Origin of the sequence: Pedobacter africanus, assembly GCF_900176535.1 — a bacterium.
In the GTDB taxonomy this organism is placed as follows: Bacteria; Bacteroidota; Bacteroidia; order Sphingobacteriales; family Sphingobacteriaceae; genus Pedobacter; species Pedobacter africanus.
In genome coordinates, this window is record NZ_FWXT01000001.1 from 3,240,901 (window position 1) to 3,259,715 (window position 18,815).

At 43.2% G+C, this 18,815-nt stretch carries 12 protein-coding genes; 6 read left to right on the plus strand and 6 right to left on the minus strand.

The genetic code is table 11. The features are described from left to right. Nucleotides 1-97 precede the first annotated feature (97 nt). The gene (locus B9A91_RS13550) at nt 98-3,679 is read left to right on the plus strand and encodes a T9SS type B sorting domain-containing protein (protein WP_084239357.1); all 3,582 of its coding nucleotides are present in this window, start codon (nt 98-100) and stop codon (nt 3,677-3,679) included. Between the two features lie 16 nt (nt 3,680-3,695). Here B9A91_RS13550 and B9A91_RS13555 read toward each other — a convergent pair whose 3' ends face one another. Continuing rightward, nucleotides 3,696-4,706 (minus strand): PorP/SprF family type IX secretion system membrane protein, encoded by a 1,011-nt coding sequence (locus B9A91_RS13555; RefSeq protein WP_084239358.1) that lies wholly within the window; start codon nt 4,704-4,706, stop codon nt 3,696-3,698. A gap of 93 nt (nt 4,707-4,799) precedes the next feature. Here B9A91_RS13555 and B9A91_RS13560 point away from each other — a divergent pair, with 93 nt between their 5' ends. Continuing rightward, the gene (locus B9A91_RS13560; RefSeq protein ID WP_084239359.1) at nt 4,800-4,997 is read left to right on the plus strand and encodes a hypothetical protein; all 198 of its coding nucleotides are present in this window, start codon (nt 4,800-4,802) and stop codon (nt 4,995-4,997) included. Nucleotides 4,998-5,264: 267 nt separating this feature from the next. Then, entirely contained in the window at nt 5,265-5,795 is a 531-nt protein-coding gene (locus B9A91_RS13565) for a GAF domain-containing protein (RefSeq protein WP_084239360.1), read from the plus strand. A gap of 16 nt (nt 5,796-5,811) precedes the next feature. Here the strand turns inward: B9A91_RS13565 and B9A91_RS13570 are convergent, their stop codons facing one another. Genes B9A91_RS13570 through B9A91_RS13585 form a run of 4 tightly spaced genes read right to left on the minus strand, consistent with a single transcriptional unit; the run spans nt 5,812 to nt 12,189 of the window. Continuing rightward, the gene (locus tag B9A91_RS13570) at nt 5,812-6,669 is read right to left on the minus strand and encodes an N-acetylglucosamine kinase (protein ID WP_084239361.1); all 858 of its coding nucleotides are present in this window, start codon (nt 6,667-6,669) and stop codon (nt 5,812-5,814) included. A gap of 18 nt (nt 6,670-6,687) precedes the next feature. Beyond that, complete coding sequence (locus B9A91_RS13575) at nt 6,688-8,013, minus strand: TolC family protein (RefSeq protein ID WP_084239362.1); 1,326 nt, start codon at nt 8,011-8,013, stop codon at nt 6,688-6,690. After that, complete coding sequence (locus B9A91_RS13580) at nt 7,991-11,104, minus strand: efflux RND transporter permease subunit (RefSeq protein ID WP_084239363.1); 3,114 nt, start codon at nt 11,102-11,104, stop codon at nt 7,991-7,993. Before B9A91_RS13580 ends, B9A91_RS13575 begins: the two co-directional genes overlap by 23 nt. Continuing rightward, on the minus strand, nt 11,101-12,189 hold the full coding sequence (locus tag B9A91_RS13585; RefSeq protein WP_084239364.1) for an efflux RND transporter periplasmic adaptor subunit: 1,089 nt from the start codon (nt 12,187-12,189) through the stop codon (nt 11,101-11,103). The genes B9A91_RS13580 and B9A91_RS13585 overlap by 4 nt, the downstream gene beginning before the upstream one ends. Before the next feature lie 192 nt (nt 12,190-12,381). Between B9A91_RS13585 and B9A91_RS13590 the strand changes: the two genes are divergently transcribed. Then, complete coding sequence (locus tag B9A91_RS13590; protein ID WP_235012550.1) at nt 12,382-14,121, plus strand: M61 family metallopeptidase; 1,740 nt, start codon at nt 12,382-12,384, stop codon at nt 14,119-14,121. Nucleotides 14,122-14,578: 457 nt separating this feature from the next. On the opposite strand, the gene B9A91_RS13595 is transcribed toward B9A91_RS13590, so the two are convergent. Continuing rightward, nucleotides 14,579-15,055 (minus strand): hypothetical protein, encoded by a 477-nt coding sequence (locus B9A91_RS13595; protein WP_235012551.1) that lies wholly within the window; start codon nt 15,053-15,055, stop codon nt 14,579-14,581. 219 nt (nt 15,056-15,274) lie between these two features. Here B9A91_RS13595 and B9A91_RS13600 point away from each other — a divergent pair, with 219 nt between their 5' ends. Beyond that, on the plus strand, nt 15,275-17,047 hold the full coding sequence (locus B9A91_RS13600; protein WP_084239367.1) for an AMP-dependent synthetase/ligase: 1,773 nt from the start codon (nt 15,275-15,277) through the stop codon (nt 17,045-17,047). Continuing rightward, nucleotides 17,025-18,740 carry a gamma-glutamyltransferase gene (gene ggt, locus B9A91_RS13605; RefSeq protein WP_084239368.1) on the plus strand — a complete coding sequence of 572 codons (1,716 nt, stop codon included), beginning with the start codon at nt 17,025-17,027 and terminating at the stop codon, nt 18,738-18,740. The genes B9A91_RS13600 and ggt overlap by 23 nt, the downstream gene beginning before the upstream one ends. Nucleotides 18,741-18,815 lie beyond the last annotated feature (75 nt).

Genomic DNA, 18,815 nt, shown 5'->3' on the forward strand with positions numbered 1-18,815 from the left:
CTATAAGGGGCTTCTGATTTGTAAATGATTTCCCGTGTTTTGTTAAAATAATTGTGCTATAATTACATTAAATTTAAATTAGCCTTCATTTTTAACTATGCGCTACTCTAGATATGTCGCTTTAATCTGCCTGATGATCAGCTGTCTGGCTGGTTTTTCACAGACTGTTGTGGTTACCAATACCAATGATCAGGGAGTTGGATCGTTGCGGCAGGCGCTGATGGATATCCCCGTGGTAAGGACAGTTCCATATATCATCAATTTCAATCTGCCTGGCACACCAAGCTCAGACGCAGTTCGTACGATCAGATTAAAAACTGCGTTACCTTTTATTCCATCTAATGTAATTATTGATGGAAGTTCACAAAATTGGCCAAAGCTTGGAGTCTCTGACGCAAAGGTGATCATTGAACCTGAAGATGCGAATGTCGTTTTTAACTGTTTTGCCATAGGTGACCTCAATACCATGAATTCTCAGGTGAGTGATGTAGAAATTTACGGTCTTTACATTAAGGATTTTGCAAAGATCAATAATTTGCAAACGGTGAATATGAGTCAGGGTTCGGGTATTGTCATCAATTCAAGGGCTAACAACATCAAAATCGGGGCACCGGGAAAAGGGAATGTTATTGGAGGCAATATCAATGGTATAGCCATACAGAATCCTTATTATTATACCACGCCTACACCTCTAACGGAAATTAGTATACGGTCTAATTTTATAGGGGTAACTTACGACGGGAATACCGCGAAAACCAACGTCAATGGTATTTCTGCTGCACTATACGATTGTTCACTGAGTATCGGTGGCGATAATGCTGACGAAGGCAATCTGATTGCGGCAAATCAGATCAATGTTAACATTACAAGGAATAGCTATTCTACAAACAACAGATTTAACATCAATGTGATCGGCAATAAGATCGGAACCAATCGTACCGCAACTGATGATTTCAGTAATTTACAATTGTATAATACTTCATCGGCTATCGAAATATCGGGTGTAAAAGTAAATGCAGTTAATACCAATCTGTATGTAAGGAACAATGTGATATCTGGTCACAGAAATGTAGGGGTTTCTATAGCAAACGCTGATTTTGTACTGGCAGGGAACATTATTGGTACAGGGGCACAGGGCACAGAGCCGTTTAGGAACGGCACGGGGGTCAAGATAGAACAGAACGCTGTAGGCAAGATAGGTGGTGATACGCCTGAAAGTGCTAATAGAATTGCGTACAATAACAATGGCATTGAATCTGTTTCAGCAAGGCCGGTCACCATAACCCGTAACAGTATGTATTGTAACAGGGATGTGAGCATCAACAAAACACTGCTGATCGCCCAACCCTATGTTCAGGTATTGGTCATCAGAACTGATTTCCTTTCGGGAAAGGCAACGCCTAATGCGGATGTGGAGCTTTTTTATACGGAGAATTGCCAGGGTAAATGTGAAGGGAGAACCTATTTCGCAACTGTCAGGGCCCAGGGCGATGGGCGCTGGACTTATAATGGCGCAATAAATGGAAAAGTTACAGCTACGGCGTCATTGCTGAACCTTACTACTTCTCCTTTTTCTATACCGGAAGTATTCGATAATGAAATCATAAAGAAAAATGTAACTTGTCAAAATAATGGGCTGGGATCTATAGACGTTCCTGAACCTCGGGAAGGCATCACATTTACCTGGAATAAAGTGCTGCCAAATAGTACGCGTCAGTTTTTAAGCAATGCACAAAAGATTGAAAATCTGGAAGAAGGAACTTATGAGCTTATAACCAATGATGGTTGCAGGGAGGTACAACACCTTCCTTTGTTCGAAATTAAAGATCAGAAGTTGACCAACTTGCAGGTAAGCTGGCCTACACCGGCATGCGGACAAACAAGTTTTGCTTTTTCAGGAAATGTGGACAGGGGAGAAGGTACGATCACTTATGAATGGATTGACGCGATTACAGGGCAGACTGTCCGTACCGGAAAAAATGTGTTTATGCCTGAAGGGACCTATAAGCTGAAAGTAACGGATCAGGCTGGTTGTCATATGGAGTCCCCTCCAATGCAGATCAGACGCTTGCCATCACCTGTTATCAATATGGTATCCCGCTTGATTAGCCCTGCTGCCTGCGGTGCTGCAAATGGAGCGATCAGAAACATACTTATTACCGATCAGACCGGAACTTTAACTTACAAATGGTATGTGATGAATACTGATCCTCAGACAGGCAGCCTGGTACAAGGGCCGGAAGTGGGGCAGGGCCTCGATCTTATTGACGTAGCAGGTGGTATATATGTACTGGAGGTTAAAGATCAGGGGCCGTGTCCTGCGGTTAGGAGCCCATTTATTACAATTCCGATCACGAATTCTGTAATCATAAATGGGGGCATTGTGGCGAGCACCACCTGTAACAACAATAACGGGGCCATCAATGGCATCGTCATCACACAGGGAACAAACTATAAACTCACGGCAATTGGCGGTACGTTTGAAGAGAGTGGTACTTGCCAGCCTGGCATGGCCTTTAATATTACAGGTCTTCCCCCGGGGAATTATACCCTTAATGCCAGCAATGTTCAGACGCTTTGTACTGCTGTGCCAAAAACATATACCATAACTGCAACACCTATCCTGCAGTACATTGCACAGGTTTCATCAATTTTCGATGCCTCTTGTGGTACAGATAATGGTATGATCCGGTTGGTATATCCAAATAACATTAAGCCTATGCCCGGAAAATATCAATGGGAAAATGCTGCCGGACAGCAATACAATGGTACTGCTGAGCTGACTCAGAACCTCCCGGAAGGAACTTACACCTTAAAAATAACGGATCCCAATGGCTGTACATCAGACCCACTTGGGCCTTACGAAATCAAAAGGATCCCTCTGCTGATTGTGGATAAGACCATAGGTGTTGTTACAGACGACCTGTGTGCTTTGGGCAGAGGCAGCATAACGGGAGTAAAAATTGCCGGAGGCTTACCTTTAAGTGGTTCAGGAGCAGATGCCGTATATAGATATGCCTGGAAGGATAGGGATGGAAACATTGTTGGTACCAGCCGTGATCTGGTTAACATTGGCGCTGGAGATTATTACCTGGAAGTAACCGACCAAACCACCTGTGGTATGGATGTGAGCAAGACCTTTACCATAGCAGCTCCCGTTATCAGACTTGTTACACCAACTGTCAATGATATGCGGGTTTGTTATGCAACGGAGATCATGCTGCCGGTTCTGGCTCCAGAAGAAGGTACTTATCAGATGTACCTCGATGAAAATGATGCAAGGCCACTTATGGAAACCAGCAACGGGAAATTTATTTTCAAAGTCAGCAAAACGGGCGACTATAAGATCAGGAGAAAGCTGGGGACTTGTTACAGTAATTTTACTTCAGTGCATATCGAGGTAACCAATGATAACCTGGAGATCAAGAACACCATGACCCCTAACGGCGACGGGATGAATGATTATTGGATGGTAACCGGCCTGCCAGATCATGCCGATATTAACATTAAAGTTTATACCCGCAGCGGACAATTGGTATATGAATCAATAGGAAGGTACGACAAACCTTTTGATGGACGTTTCAGGGGTAAGGAACTTCCTGCGGGGGCATACTATTACAAGATAGACCTGAGGGCCGATTGCAAACCTATAGGTGGGAGTATTACCCTCCTACGCTAATCAGCTATACAGGCAATCAAAACTGGCGTGTAGAACATTTAACGTCGTAGCGGTTGTTGAGCAGAATGCCCAATACAATTTCATGCGTACCGTTGTTAACTGATCTTAATTGAGAGGTAGTAAAATCATAAGAGTAGCAAATATTGATTAATGACGCTACATTAAAGCCCGCCAATGCAGAGAAAGAATCATTATTCCTTAAGCTCCCGCCAATCCAAAATTTATCCTGGTAAGCTATTTTTAGGTTGGCGTCTATGGTAGCTGGTGCGCTTAACCAATAAGTTAGTAAGGTGGAGGGAATGAAGGCGATATCCTCATCAACAAAAAACTTATAGCCAGCTGTTCCATAAAATACTGTGGTTTGATAGGCAGGTAAATTTGTCTGACGATTAGGTGTTTTAGAGCGGTAACCCAGTATTTGTTTGGCAGAGGCACCTGCAAAAAAGCGTGGACTGTACAGCCATACCCCGCCACCAACATCCGGTCTTATCTTATTGTTATAGTCGGCAGTCAAAAGCGGGTCGGCAGTGTTGTCTACTGTTACATTGGCTACATCTATGCTGGTAGAAGCTATCCCTGCTGAAACCCCGACCGATAGGTTAAGGTCATAGCTTAAACCCAAATGATAGGCATAGGTTGCATTGATATTCGTTTGCCTGATCCTGGCTGCCTTATCCGTGATGGCGTAAAAACCAATCCCGTGATGCGGTTCGGCAGAAGTGTAAGCGTTTACGTAGCTGCGGCTTAAAGGGTTATACCCGGCCCCTGAAAACGAGTTTACGGAACTTCTTACAAAATTCTGTCCTATGGGTGCATGGATGGAAATGTACTGTGTAACCGGTGCTCCCTCCAGGCCTTTCCATTGGTTCCTATAACCCAGTTTCACATCCGTATAATTGTCTATGCCCGAAATAGCTGGATTAATGAGATAACTGTTGAAAATATATTGCGTAGATCTGGGATGTTCCTGACCCAGGCTTAGTAAACTACACATTAGGAGCATAGAGAGGTTAAAAAATGATCTCATTGTAAATTAAATAGCCATTGGGTAATCAATAATAAGACATTTTTTGTGTATAATAAACATTTAAAATAAAATCCTTAACTAAAACATTATTGTATGCACCCAGAGACGCAAATAAAATCCATTGCTGACACGCTGCTGCCAGGTTTTATACCTAAAGACGGTCAGTTAAAAGAATTCAGTTTTCATTTTACTATCCCTCCAAATCATAGTTATAAAGTAAACTATAAAAAGAACCAGAAGAGCGAATGGGAGTTCAATAGCTACGAAAAGGTTGATGTTAGTGCAGGTTGAAAGGCCCTGCCTGCGGATGTTTGCTGTTTAATTCAACAGTATGAGTAAAAATTGCCCCCTTTTGTTAATTTGACTGATGTAATTTTTTCAATTACAGGGTATAGGTTTTTTCTTTGTTCTGCAAAATTACTTGCCTAAATTCTGGGTTAAAACCTTAAAAACGAGGTTTTTCAGTGCCTTTTGTTTTCGGGTGCTGTGTCATGGCCCTATTTAAACTTTCAGCAGAAAATAAGGTATGGTAATTGCCTAAGTATTATACATCTAAATATGAAAAAATTGGAAAATAAACTTAGGAAGAACATTGGACTGGACGAAAAATACCAGTTAGAAAATCTTAAAAAATACAAGATCGTTTATTCAAAAACAGAATCTGTATTTGATCAGCTTGCAGCATTTACTGCAACTATGTTAAATACCCCAATAGCACTGATCAATTTTATTGACAGAGCAAATGTTTGGGCAAATGTTGAAAAAAATAGAACACACAATACATCGGTACATGAATCCGAAAGCAGTTTGTATGCTATGGCAATAAGTAATGAAAATGCAGGGGCATTTAAACAATTTGCAGACAGCCCGGAATTAATGTCCAATGCACTCATCGCGGGTGAGTCCGGTTTGAAATTTTATGCCGCTGCTCCGATCACCAATAATGAAGGTGTTAGGATAGGAACCGTTTGTATCCTTGATAAAAAATACCGCCCATTCTCTGCTTATGAACAAGAGCAGTTGGACTGGGTGGCTACTATGGTAGCAAAAGAGATGAACAAGAAGACTGCGGGCAGCATATGCGCATAATTAGCAATTGCCGTCTTTAACTGATCGTTATTCCCTCTTTTCTTAAGATGTAATTGTAAATGCCTTCAATAGGTTTTTGAAGGATCTGGCCCAGCTTTACCTGATTATTTAGGCAAACCTCCCTTAAAATATCCTGGTAAATGAAAGCGATGGACCCTACAAAATGACAGTCAAGGCTTTTGTAATTGCTATAATCTTTGATATTGGTGTCTACAAACTCCTGAAAGCCTTCGCGAAGGATATTGATAATGAAGGGATGGTCTTTATGCTTTACCATAAAACGGCTAATGGATGCCAGATAGGTATTTGGGCCAGGCTTCTGATAAACATTGGTAATCACAGTTTCCTTATCAATCTGGAATTCATGGCCAAACTCAAAGCCAAGTTCGGCTGGCATTTGGTTGTAAAGGTAGCTGGTGATCAGCTTGCGGCCAAACCATGTACCTGAACCTTCGTCGCCAAGCACATAACCCAGCCCATGAGCGCCATGGTGCAGATTTTTTCCGTCATAATAGGAAATATTTGATCCCGTTCCTAAAATGCAGGTCAGTCCTTTCTTATTGCCACAGGTTGCATAGGCGGAGCCCATCAGGTCATGTTCCACTGCAACATATGCATTGGTAAAAAAGGAGGAGATCCCATTGGAGATCACTTCAACTTTATCAGGGGAAGAACAGCCTGCTCCAAAAAAATAAACCTCTTTTACCTGACTTGCATAGGCCGCAATTTCCTTTTTCTTGGAAAAAAGCTTAAAAATGTCGTGGGCATTTAAAAAATAAGGGTTTATTCCCTGCGTATTAAAGCTGATTTGTTCATTTGGGCTATAACCCATCCAATCAGTTTTGGTAGAACCGCTGTCTGCTACTAGAATCATTTGCTAAAAATAGTAATCTTATTGAATATTTAAAGTACCGCTGATTTCTTTTAGGCTGATTTCAGTAAGTTTTGCCTGATATTGTGCTTCAAGATACCGGGTTACGGCGTCAATCGAGTTCCGCTGCGCCTCTCTGAGTTCCAGCGGGGAGATGCTGCCCAGCCTGTATTTTTCCAATGTGATGTCCAGGTTTTGCCGGGCAATGTCCACGTTGTTCTTTTCTATTTTGAGCAGGTCCAGATTGGTTCCATAACTTTGGTAAGTAGAGATCAATTGTGCGGTAAGGTCCTGTTTTGTTTTATCCAGTGTAAGCGCTGATGAATTGATGCCAATTTTAGCATTGCGTTCATTTTGCCTTTGTAGAAAACCATTAAAAATATTCATACTTGCGGTTAGGCCATAAGTAAAGCCATTGGAACGGGTTTGGGTATTGAAACCTGTGGGGCTTGTACTTTTCTGGAATTCGTATCCGCTGTTTATAGCTACTACCGGATATCGTTGCCCCTTAACCTGTTTCAGGTTTAGTTCAGCAATCTTTTTACTGATGAATGCATTTTGCAGGTCGGGGTTCAGCTGTTCCATCTGTGCGGCAAGTGCGGTATAATTCAGCTGTGTATCAATGCCAATGGTTTCATTTACTGTAAAGTCAGTATTCAGGTCGCGTGCCATAACCTGGTTCAGGGTTGTTTTTGCATTTTTTAGCAGGTTAATCTCCTGCAGGTAGGAAGAAGTATCGGTATTGTAATCTACCTTAGCTGCAAGGACATCTAGTTTTGAGCCTCTGCCTATAGCCAATTTGTTGTCCGCAATTTTTAGACGAAGCTGTGAGATGTCCAGTGCCGTATCTTTGGCTTTTACCAGCTGCTGCTCCTTTAATACTGTATAGTAAGCGTTGATGACATTGCTTACCGTAGTCAGGATGGTAGCTTTGGCATTTATTTCGCCCAGTTTTTGCAATTCCTTTAACCGCTCGTAGTTGGTAAACATCTGCAGGCCATCAAAAATTGTCCAGCCCAATGCGGCACCGTAACTCATGTTGGTGTTTCTTACCCCATCCAGTGTTTGCTGATTGCCATTGCTTTGCGTTCTGGTGATGTTTTGCCTGCTGCCACCATCGCTAAAGCTGCCGTCCAGTGTTGGGAGCATCCCGGCATTGCCTAGGTTTGCATTGTTTTTGGCGATCTGAACATCGTTGTTTACCAGCTTTATATCGTAGTTGTTTGCCAATGCAGTAGCAATCGCTGTTTCCAGGCTCAGCTTTTCCTGTCCGGAGGCCAGCCGGGCCTCGCCAAGCAAAAGGGCCAGGAGCATTAAAATAGCACTATGCTTCTTTATCTTTCTCATGTTCTAAGGCTGCTTTTAATGAAAGTTCCAGTTCTGTATTTGCTTTGTGTTCTTTAGACCAGTATGAATAAATTGCCGGGATTACAAACAAGGTCAATATCAGTGCAAAAGTTGTTCCGCCAACAATTACAATACCCATGCCCATCCGGCTTTTTGCTGCTGCACCCAACGCCATAGCAATAGGCAATGCGCCAATGGCGATAGCCAGACTGGTCATCAATATCGGTCTTAACCTCGAAACCGAAGCTTCTCTTATGGCATCATGTACACTTTTACCCTGTTCTTTTAGCTGATTGGCAAATTCGACAATCAGGATCCCGTTTTTTGTAACCAGACCTATGAGCATAATGGTACCGATCTGGCTAAAGATGTTCCAGCTTTGTCCGAATAGCCAGAGTGATAAAAATGCACCTGCTACGGCCATTGGTACCGTTAAAATGATGATGATAGGATCTATAAAACTTTCGAACTGTGCGGAAAGGATTAAATAAACCAATAACAAAGCAAGGCCGAAAGCAAAGAGGGTATTGGATGAACTTTCCTTAAAATCCCTCGATTCGCCTCCCAGGTCGGTAGAAAAGGACTCATCCAGTACTTTTTCAGAGATCCTGTCCATTGCGGCAATACCTTCTCCAATGCTTTTGCCAGGTGCAAGACCTGCAGAAACTGTGGCCGCCGTAAAGCGGTTGTTGCGGTAAAGTTGTGGCGGACTACTTTCTTCCTTTGCTATTACCAGGTTGTCGAGTTGGATCAGTTCGTTTTTATCATTTCGTACATATACTGAACTCAGGTCTAAAGGATCTTTACGGTCACCCACCTCAAACTGCCCTATCACCTGATATTGTTTACCGTTCATAAAGAAATAGGAGAACCGCTGTCCGCTTAGGCCGAGCTGCAGGGCCGTTCCAATGTCAGAAACAGAAACGCCCAGGTTTTTGGCTTTATCCCTATCTATGGTCAGGTCAATTTCAGGTTTGTTAAATTTCAGGTTTACATCTGAAGTGGTAAAGGTGGGGTCTTTTGAAACCTCATCCATAAACTGGGGTACTTTTTCCCTCAGCTTTTCAAAGTTTTGCGCCTGGATGATATAATTGACCGGCAATCCCCCCCGGCGCCCTACCGAAATTGTAGGCTGCTGGGTAACGGTAACTTTTCCTTCCGAATATTTTCTGGTTATTCTCGTGAGTTTGGAAGCAATCTCGGCCTGTGTTTTTTCCCTGTCGCCCGGGTCGCTTAAACCCATTCTGACAAAACCACTGTTGGTTGCCCCCGTGCCACCAAAACCAGGAGAAGTTATGGTAATGTTCACCTTCTTTTCCGGTACCGAATCGTTGATCATTTCCTGTATCTTCATCATAAATCGGTCTGTATAGGCAAAGGAAGATCCCTCTGGAGTGGTCAGGTTCATGTTGATCGCACTGCGGTCATCATAAGGCGCGGTTTCTTTCGGCAATACTTTCCAAAACAGTATGATCAGCGCTACACAGGTTAGTATGATCGGAATAGCGAGCCATTTTTTGTCCAGGAACTTATTTAATTTTTCCGCATACCCATCGTTCAGTTTTACAAAATAAGGCTCTGTCATTTCATAGAACCTGGATTTTTTGTGCCCTGTTTTTTTCATCAGGTAGGCGTTCAGCATTGGCGTTAAAGTAAGGGACACAAAGGCCGATATCAACACTGCCGCGCCAATTACTACCCCAAACTCCCGGAACAGCCGCCCCACAAAGCCTTGCAGAAATATTACCGGTAAAAACACCGCTGCCAGGGTAATGGAAATGGAAATTACCGCGAAAAATATTTCGTTCGAGCCTTTAATGGCTGCTTCAAACGGAGAATAGCCCTCTTCTACTTTTTTAAAGATGTTTTCGGTTACCACAATCCCATCGTCAACTACCAGTCCGGTGGCCAGGACTATGGCCAGAAGCGACAGTACATTGATGGAAAATCCAAAAATGTACATGATAAAAAAAGTGAATACCAACGATACGGGGATATCTATAAGTGGCCTGAAAGCGATGGCCCAATCCCTAAAGAACAGGTAAATGATCAGTATCACCAGGATCAGCGACAACACGATGGTTTCTGCAACCTCTGTTACCGAGGCCTTGATGAACTTGGTAGTATCCAAAGAGATGTTTAGTTTAATGTCTTGTGGTACATCTTTTTGCAGCTGCGCAAACCTTTTGTCGAATTCTTTGGAGATATCCAGGTAATTTGCTCCCGGTTGTGGGATGAGGCCAACGGCCACCATGGGCTTGCCCGACTCACGCAATACAGTTTCCTCGTTTTCTGAACCCAACTCTACAAAGCCAACATCTTTTAACTTTACTACATTATCGGTATCGTTTTTCAGGATCAGGTTATTGAACTGGTCTACATCGGTTAGCTTGCCCAGGGTTTTTACAATGAGTTCTGTATTGGCACCCGTAATCTTTCCTGATGGCAATTCCACATTTTCGCGATCGAGCGCGGCCACAATATCCTGTGAAGTTAAGCCATATGCAGCCAGCTTATCGGGCGATATCCTGATGCGCATGGCATATTTACGCTGACCCATGATCTGGATGCTGCTAATACCGGTAATGGTCTGAAGCCTGTCGGAGATCACATTCTCCGCGTAATCACTCAGTTCCATGACATTACGCTTGTCGCTTTGCACCGTCATGGTAATTACGGCATCAGAATTGGCATCGGCTTTACTCACAACGGGGTTGCCGTCTATGTCTTTCGGCAATCTTCTGGCTGCTTCCGATACCTTGTCGCGTACGTCATTGGCCGCATCGTCAATATCTTTATTAAGGTTAAACTCAATGGTAATGTTACTGCTTCCCTGGTTGCTGGAAGAAGAAATGTTCCTGATTCCATCGATACCATTGATGGATTTCTCGAGCGGCTCGGTTATCTGCGATTCGATAATGTCCGAATTTGCCCCCGGATAAGATGTTCTTACGTTGATTACCGTAGGGTCTATATTGGGGTATTCACGTACGCCCAGAAAATTGTAACCAATAACCCCAAATAAGAGAATCATCAGATTCATCACTATGGCCAGGACCGGTCTCTTTATACTGGTGGTTGAAATACTCATAACGCAGTTTTGTTTTTAACCACAGTAACTTTAACAGGAGCATCTGGTTTAAGGGCCATTGCACCCGTGGTAAGCACCGTATCACCAATATTTAGTCCGGAAGTAATCACAATATGATCGGCAGTGCGCGTCCCCGCTTCCACTTCTACCTGCTGGGCCTTGCCATCTTTACATATAAAAACGGTTTTACCTTTAAGTACCGGAATAATGGCTTCGTTAGGGATCAGTAGCGCATCTTTTAAAGTGCTGAGGGCCAACCTTATTTTGGCAAAGGAACCCGGTAATAGTTCATTGCTGGCATTGGGCACCAGTGCTTTGATCTGTAAAGTACGTGTTTGCGTATTGATGCCTGGCTCTATGGCGAAAATCTTGCCGGTAAATTTTTTACCGGTACCATCCGTGGTAAATGAAATCTCGGACCCGGTTTTAATCTGCCTCATGTATTTCTCTGGTACAGAAAAGCTGATCTTTAATGGATTAACACTGGACAGGTTTGCAATAAGTGTGGTAGGGGTAATATAGCCGCCCATAGAAATGGAGCGCAGGCCAATTTTCCCACTAAATGGCGCATAGATGGCAGTTTTCGCCAGTTGGGCCCTAATCAGCTGTGTTTGTGCTTTAAGCGATTGGAGGTCAGCCAATGAGGTGTCGTATTCTTCCTGACTGATGGCCCCTTTTTCCAGCAATTGTCGCGAGCGGTTTTCATTGGTGGCCGATAGTCTTTGTTTGGTCATTGCTTCCTGCAGCTGGGCCTGTATATCGCGGTCGTTAATTTTCACCAGCAGCTGGCCTTTGCTTACCTGGGCACCTTCTTTAAAGTTGATGGCGGTCACCAGTCCCGAAACTTCGCTGCGCAGTTCTACAGACTCATTGGCTTCCAGGGTCCCGGTAATGTCCAGGTCGTTGGTAAAATCGCTTGCTTTTACCACAATGCCTTCTACCTGCAGGCCTTTTGGGGCCCCGCCTTTGCCTTTGCCTATTCCGCCACCTTCTTCCGCAATTTTTTTATTGGCCGAAATGCGGTAATAGATTAAGTAAGCAATCCCCAGAACGATCAGGGTGTAAACGACGTATTTTAGTTTCATTTGTAAGTTTTTATGGTTGGGTTGCGGAGATCGTCAACACACAAAAATATTTAAATAGAACAAAACAAGTTGTATTAAGTGTGTTACAGCGTATAATTATTGTGAAGGAATTTCTCTAAGTTTGGCGTATCAATTAATGTAAACATGACTAAAACATCATTATTGGGATTAGTAATATTACTATCAATAGGTATGACAGCTAAATCACAGGTAAAAGTAGGGTTCGAAATAAGCTTTAAAGAACCGCAGGCACATTATGCAGAAGTAGAAATGACCATTTCAGGTCTGGTTAAGGATTATGTGGATGTAAAAATGCCGGTTTGGGCCCCTGGATCATACCTGGTTCGGGAATTTTCCAAGAGCGTGGAAGGTTTTGCGGCTACTGCTGCCGGGAAGACCCTGAAGTATGAAAAAGTAAGAAAAAATGCCTGGAGGGTGTATTCGGCTAAAGCCAATACCATCAAAATAAACTATAGGGTATATGCTTTTGAGGTTTCGGTGCGTACTTCGTTCATAGATGAAAGCCATGCATTTTTATCGAGCACTGGGGTATTCATGTATCCTGACGGTATGCTGAAACTGCCAAGTACAGTAAAAATCATTCCTTACAAAGGCTGGACTAAGGTTTCGACCGGACTGGAGCCTGTGGCCGGACAGGCATTTACTTATACAGCAGCCGATTTTGATATTTTGTTTGACAGCCCTATTGAGGTTGGAAATCAGGATATATTTGAGTTTACCGCTTCGGGTGTAAAACACGAAGTAGCCATGTATGGTGGAGGAAATTATGATAAAGAACGGTTGAAAGTAGACATGGCTAAAATTGTAGAACAGGGAACAGCCATTTATGGCGAAAACCCGAATAAACATTATACGTTCATTGTGCACAATTTTGTACAGGGCAGCGGAGGGCTCGAGCATTTAAACTCTACCGTTTTGGGTGCCAGCAGGGATGCTTACAACAAAAGGGAGGGATACAATGGCTTTTTAAACCTGGTAGCACACGAATATTACCACCTTTGGAACGTGAAAAGGCTACGTCCCATTGCCTTAGGGCCGTTTGATTATGATAACGAGAACTATACTACCAATTTATGGATTGCAGAGGGCTTTACTGCCTATTACGAAAATAAACTGATGGTACGCTCTGGCTTCATTACTGAAAAAGAATGTGTCGACCAGCTGGTTACAGCGGTTAACAATGTTTACAATACACCAGGCGCCAGGGTACAGTCTGTTGCAGAAGCCAGCTACGATGCCTGGATAAAGTTGTACAGGCCCAATGAGAATTCCAACAATACCACAGTTTCCTATTACGCCAAAGGCGAGGTGGTGGGTTTGCTGATGGATCTTGAGATTGCACACGCCACTAAAGGGGCGAAAAGCCTTGATGATGTAATGAAGGCCATGTATGATACCGGCAAAAAACTGAAAAGAGGTTATACCGATGCGGAGTTTAAGAAGATGGTAGAGCAGATCAGTGGAAAGGATTTTACTGCTTTCTGGGCAAGATACGTAAACGGTACAGATGTAATTGAATATGCAAAATATTTTGACTATGCTGGTGTTAAGGTTACGAATGAAAACGAAGGGAAAAATATTCCGTACCTGGGCATCGCCTCTAAAAAAACAGAAGGTAGGATATTTGTTTCTGCTATCGCACGCAATTCGGCAGCCTGGGTTGATGGGGTAAATGTGAACGATGAGCTGATCAGTGTAGATGGTACGCCAATTGAATCGGCGATTGACCGCATGCCGGCCATTACCAGTAAAAAGGTAGGCGATGTGGTAGAGATCAGGGTAGTAAGGGATGGCATTGTAAAAGACATTAAGGTTAAACTGAAAAATACACCTAGTGTGAAGCTTGCAGGGCTGATTGATGAAAATGCCAGCGAACTGCAAAAGGCGGTAAGAAAGGCAGTTTTGTTTTAAAAAGGGAGGCAAAGCCTCCCTTTTCTTTTTTTATCCAATGTGTTTCTATATCCTAACACCTGAAGTTAAGCGAAATCATCTCATGCCGTTAATAGTTTAGCAGCTTTCCTAAACTCCCGCATATAGTCACCTTTCCACAGCCTGCTGGTCCGTATTAACAACATGTTTAAAGTATGTTTGCTCTATGATTGGTATATGCTGGCATAGGTGAGACATACAGTAGCGCCGGCTTATATCAGTAACATAGGCTAAACACAGGAGAAGAACAGAGGCTGATTTGAAGGGGCGTCAATTAGGAAATACTTAAAAAACAGGCTGACCAAAAGCCATCGGATGTATGGTTATTTGCTTGGATTTATAAGCGCAAAAAAATATTCAGAAGTTTTAACATCTAAAAAAATAAAAAAGCCAGCGCCCAAGTCAGGCGCTGGCTTTTTTATGATAGGTAAATTACTGCTTAGAAAGTGAAACGTACACCTAAACCTATATCACCACCCCAGAAACCTGTATCAGGAGTGATCTGTAAAGCAGGGATCCAGTCTAAAGATAAGTTGATCGGTGCACCTTTAAATTTATAGTCCAGACCTAAAACACCATTGGCAGAAAGATAGATGTCGCCATCAAAACCTTTAACTTTGTAAGAACCGATGGTAGCACCAGCACCATAGAACCAGTGTAAACCTTCAGCACCGCCAATTGGGTTGTAAACTTCGTATAAACCGGTAAGGTTTGCATACTTCACACCACTATTACTTCTAAAGTTTCCAATCAGTTCCAGCATTGCACCTTTGTTAAGGCCAGTTTTAAAACTCACACCATTGGCGTTACCAAAACGTCCACCGATAGCATTTTTGTAGTCCTGGGCACTTGCCTCATTTGTTGTAAGGGTAAAAAATGCAGCAACAGCAATTACAGTAAAAAGTAATTTTTTCATAATCATAATGTATTTGTTTAATTTTCTTATTGAACCATGCGTAGCAACTATTGTGCCGTATTTAAATAAAAAATGTTTTTAAGCGACTGTTTTAGGAAATACCAGAAAACCAGTAGTTGTTTTTCATTAAATTTTAAGGGTGTCATGAGAGCAGGAAAAATTAATTATTTTTAATTAAGTTTGAGAAGCAAGGTTATGTATTAAATAAGCTGAGGACGTATGGCTACAACGGTAACAAGAGTATTCGATTTACTTCAATACAATTTAGAGAATTTTCCAAAACAAGAGTTTATTAGTGGTAAAGTAAACGGAACATGGCAAAAATACAGTACGCAAGAGTTTTGTGACACTGTGGATGCGCTAAGCAGAGGGCTTATTGACATAGGGGTTGGTAAAAACTCCAGAGTGGGAGTGATGTCGGCCAACAGGCCGGAATGGAACCTTACCGATTTTGCCATTATGCAGATAGGTGCCTATCAGATACCGTTATACCCTACGCTTGCGGAACATGATATTAAATTTATCATTGAAAACGCGGAGATTACGGTGATTTTTGTGGCCGATGAAGCCCTTTATGTGAAATTAAAGGCTGTATGTGAAGAGGTAAGTAGTGCCATTAAAATATATACTTTCAACGAAGTGGATGGTGCAGCGCATTGGAAAAGTCTGGTTACCGCAGGTGAAAGCTTAAAAGATACAGACCTGGCCCCTTATCGTAATGCAATAACGCCGGATGATATTTTGACACTGATCTATACTTCAGGCACAACCGGTACCCCTAAAGGAGTAATGCTGACCCATAATAACCTGGTAAAGAATTTTGAACACTCGGCCGTTGTAATGCCGGAAGGCATAAAAAGAGGCTTAAGCTTTTTGCCGCTCTCGCATATTTTTGAGCGGATGATTGTGTACCTGTATATGTATACGGACATTGCCGTGTATTATGCAGAAAGTATCGAAACAATTGTAGCTGATATACAACATGTGAAACCAAATGCATTTTCGACAGTGCCCCGTTTATTGGAAAAGGTGTACGACAAGATCATGGAAAAAGGGAAAGCCCTTACGGGAATAAAACGAGGTATATTCTTCTGGTCAGTAGCCCTGGCAGAAAGGTTCGATTTTAATAATGGGTGGTTTTATCATTTTAAACTCAGTATTGCCCGTAAACTGGTCTTTAAAAAATGGCAGGAAGCACTGGGAGGGGAGATTGTGGTGATAGTTTCTGGCGGCGCGGCATTAAACCCACGCCTGGCACGTATTTTCTGGGCTGCAGGCATGCCTGTGTTTGAAGGTTATGGGTTGACAGAAACATCGCCGGTAATCACTGTAAACCATTTTGGTGCTACCATGTTTGGAACTGTAGGTCCGGTAATCGAAGGAGTTGAAATCAAAATAGCCGAAGATGGAGAGGTGCTGACAAGGGGGCATAACGTGATGAAAGGCTATTATAATCGCGAAGACCTTACCGCAGAAAATATAGATAGCGATGGCTGGTTTCATACCGGTGACATAGGTGAAATTAAAGAAGGACGTTTTTTAAAGATTACTGACAGGAAAAAAGAGATTTTTAAAACTGCGGGGGGCAAATATGTAGCGCCCCAGATGTTGGAAAATAAATATAAAGAATCACCTTTGGTGGAGCAGATCATGGTGTTGGGGGAAAACCGGAAGTTCCCTTCTGCCCTTATTGTGCCAAATTTTGAAGCATTAAAGGCATGGTGCGGCAAAAAGGGGATCAATTACACCACTAAAGAAGAGATGATCAGGAATGAGCAGGTGATAGCAAAATACGATCAGATCATAGCCTACAGCTCTAAAGAATTTGGAAAGTGGGAGCAGGTTAAACGCTTTGCTTTGCTGGCGAAAGAGTGGAGTATAGATGGTGGCGAGCTGACACCTAAGTTAAGCCTGAAAAGAAAAGTCATTCTTGAAAAAAATGTAGAGGTGATAGAAAAGATCTATAAAGATGCTGAAAACTATAAAGCTTAAGGCCTTAATGCGGTTGGGTATGCTAGGTTTGGCCTCAGGACTTTTGTGCGCCTGTGTGGGTGGGCAGCTTGGGAAAAACAACAGCGCGGAATACCACAATGGAATGGTGGTCTCTGCCAGTGCCGAGGCGTCTGAAGTAGGACTCAATATTTTAAAAAAAGGGGGTAACGCCGTAGATGCCGCAGTGGCAGTTCAGTTTGCCCTGGCGGTGGTATACCCTAATGCAGGGAACCTGGGTGGCGGTGGCTTTATGGTTTACCGCTCGGCTGCCGGAGAGGTAAATGCATTGGATTTCAGGGAGAAAGCTGCTGCGCTGGCTTCCAGGGATATGTACCTGGATAGTGCGGGGAATCCGGTTGCAGATCGCAGCTTATATGGACATCTCGCTGCGGGTGTGCCAGGTTCCGTGGCTGGTATGGCCGAAGCTCATCAAAAATATGGTAAGCTGAAATGGGAAGAATTGGTAGCGCCTGCAGTGAAACTGGCAAAGGAAGGCTTTAAAATCAATGCAAGGACAGCAAGGGAGCTAAATCGTTTACGGGAAAGTTTTGTCAAATATAATCCTGCAGGGACAGCCCTGGTTAAAGAGGAGGATTGGGCTGAAGGTGATGTTTTGGTGCAGCCGGAGCTGGCCGGTACTTTGGAACAGATCAGGGATAAAGGAGCAGCTGGTTTTTACAAGGGCGCTGTGGCCGATAGCATTGTAGCTGAAATGAAACGCGGCGGTGGCATCATCAGCCTGGAAGATCTAAAGAATTACAGGGCCGTCTGGCGTAAACCTGTAACAGGACATTACAAGGCATATAAAATTATTACCATGCCGCCGCCTTCAAGCGGGGGGATTGCTTTATTGCAGCTGCTGAAAGCTGTGGAACCATTTCCTTTAAAAAGATGGGGACTGAATGCTGATTCTACAGTGCAGGTAATGGTAGAGGCCGAAAGAAGGGTATATGCCGACCGGGCGGAGTACCTGGGGGATCCTGATTTTTATAAAGTACCTCAAACGGCATTGCTTTCCGATGCTTATATCAAGAAGAGGATGGCTGATTTTAAATGGGACAAGGCTGGTCTAAGTTCAGAAATTAAAGCTGGTGTGCTTAATGTCGAGGAACATGAAGAGACCACACACTTTTCAATTGTAGACCGGGATGGCAATGCGGTGTCGTTAACAACTACGTTAAACGGTTCCTATGGTTCGGCTGTCGTGGTAAGAGGTGCAGGTTTTTTGCTGAACAATGAAATGGACGATTTTTCGGTAAAGCCGGGCTCGCCAAATATGTATGGTTTAGTGGGCGGTGAGGCAAATGCCATTGCACCGGGCAAAAGGATGCTCAGCTCTATGACACCAACTATTATCGAAAAAGAAGGTCAACTGTTTATGGTTGTAGGTACTCCCGGTGGCTCTACCATCATTACTTCGGTGTTTCAAACGGTTTTAAATGTAATAGAATTCGAACAGAAGATGCAGCCTGCTGTTGCGGCCAGGAAGTTTCATCACCAATGGTTGCCCGATACCGTGTTTGTAGAAAAGGGCGCTCTTGATAGTGTAACCAGGTTGAAATTGTCCGGAAAGGGCTACCGGATTGTAGAAAGAAGTGACATTGGAAGGGTTGATGCCATTTTGAAAACGAAATGGGGCTATTACCTGGGCGGAGCCGACCCCAGGGGTGACGATACAGCTTTGGGTTGGTAATGTATAGTATTATGTTCAGCATTTCCGTTTATTTGAGGATTAAAAGCCATTTTTTGATTTGGCCTGAGAATTGAA

Coding starts and splice junctions, on each gene's coding strand:
- B9A91_RS13550 (WP_084239357.1), top strand. CDS start 98: ATGCGCTACTCTAGATATGTCGCTTTAATCTGCCTGATGATCAGCTGT.
- B9A91_RS13555 (WP_084239358.1), bottom strand. CDS start 4,706: ATGAGATCATTTTTTAACCTCTCTATGCTCCTAATGTGTAGTTTACTA.
- B9A91_RS13560 (WP_084239359.1), top strand. CDS start 4,800: ATGCACCCAGAGACGCAAATAAAATCCATTGCTGACACGCTGCTGCCA.
- B9A91_RS13565 (WP_084239360.1), top strand. CDS start 5,265: ATGAAAAAATTGGAAAATAAACTTAGGAAGAACATTGGACTGGACGAA.
- B9A91_RS13570 (WP_084239361.1), bottom strand. CDS start 6,669: ATGATTCTAGTAGCAGACAGCGGTTCTACCAAAACTGATTGGATGGGT.
- B9A91_RS13575 (WP_084239362.1), bottom strand. CDS start 8,013: ATGAGAAAGATAAAGAAGCATAGTGCTATTTTAATGCTCCTGGCCCTT.
- B9A91_RS13580 (WP_084239363.1), bottom strand. CDS start 11,104: ATGAGTATTTCAACCACCAGTATAAAGAGACCGGTCCTGGCCATAGTG.
- B9A91_RS13585 (WP_084239364.1), bottom strand. CDS start 12,189: ATGAAACTAAAATACGTCGTTTACACCCTGATCGTTCTGGGGATTGCT.
- B9A91_RS13590 (WP_235012550.1), top strand. CDS start 12,382: ATGACAGCTAAATCACAGGTAAAAGTAGGGTTCGAAATAAGCTTTAAA.
- B9A91_RS13595 (WP_235012551.1), bottom strand. CDS start 15,055: ATGAAAAAATTACTTTTTACTGTAATTGCTGTTGCTGCATTTTTTACC.
- B9A91_RS13600 (WP_084239367.1), top strand. CDS start 15,275: ATGGCTACAACGGTAACAAGAGTATTCGATTTACTTCAATACAATTTA.
- ggt (WP_084239368.1), top strand. CDS start 17,025: ATGCTGAAAACTATAAAGCTTAAGGCCTTAATGCGGTTGGGTATGCTA.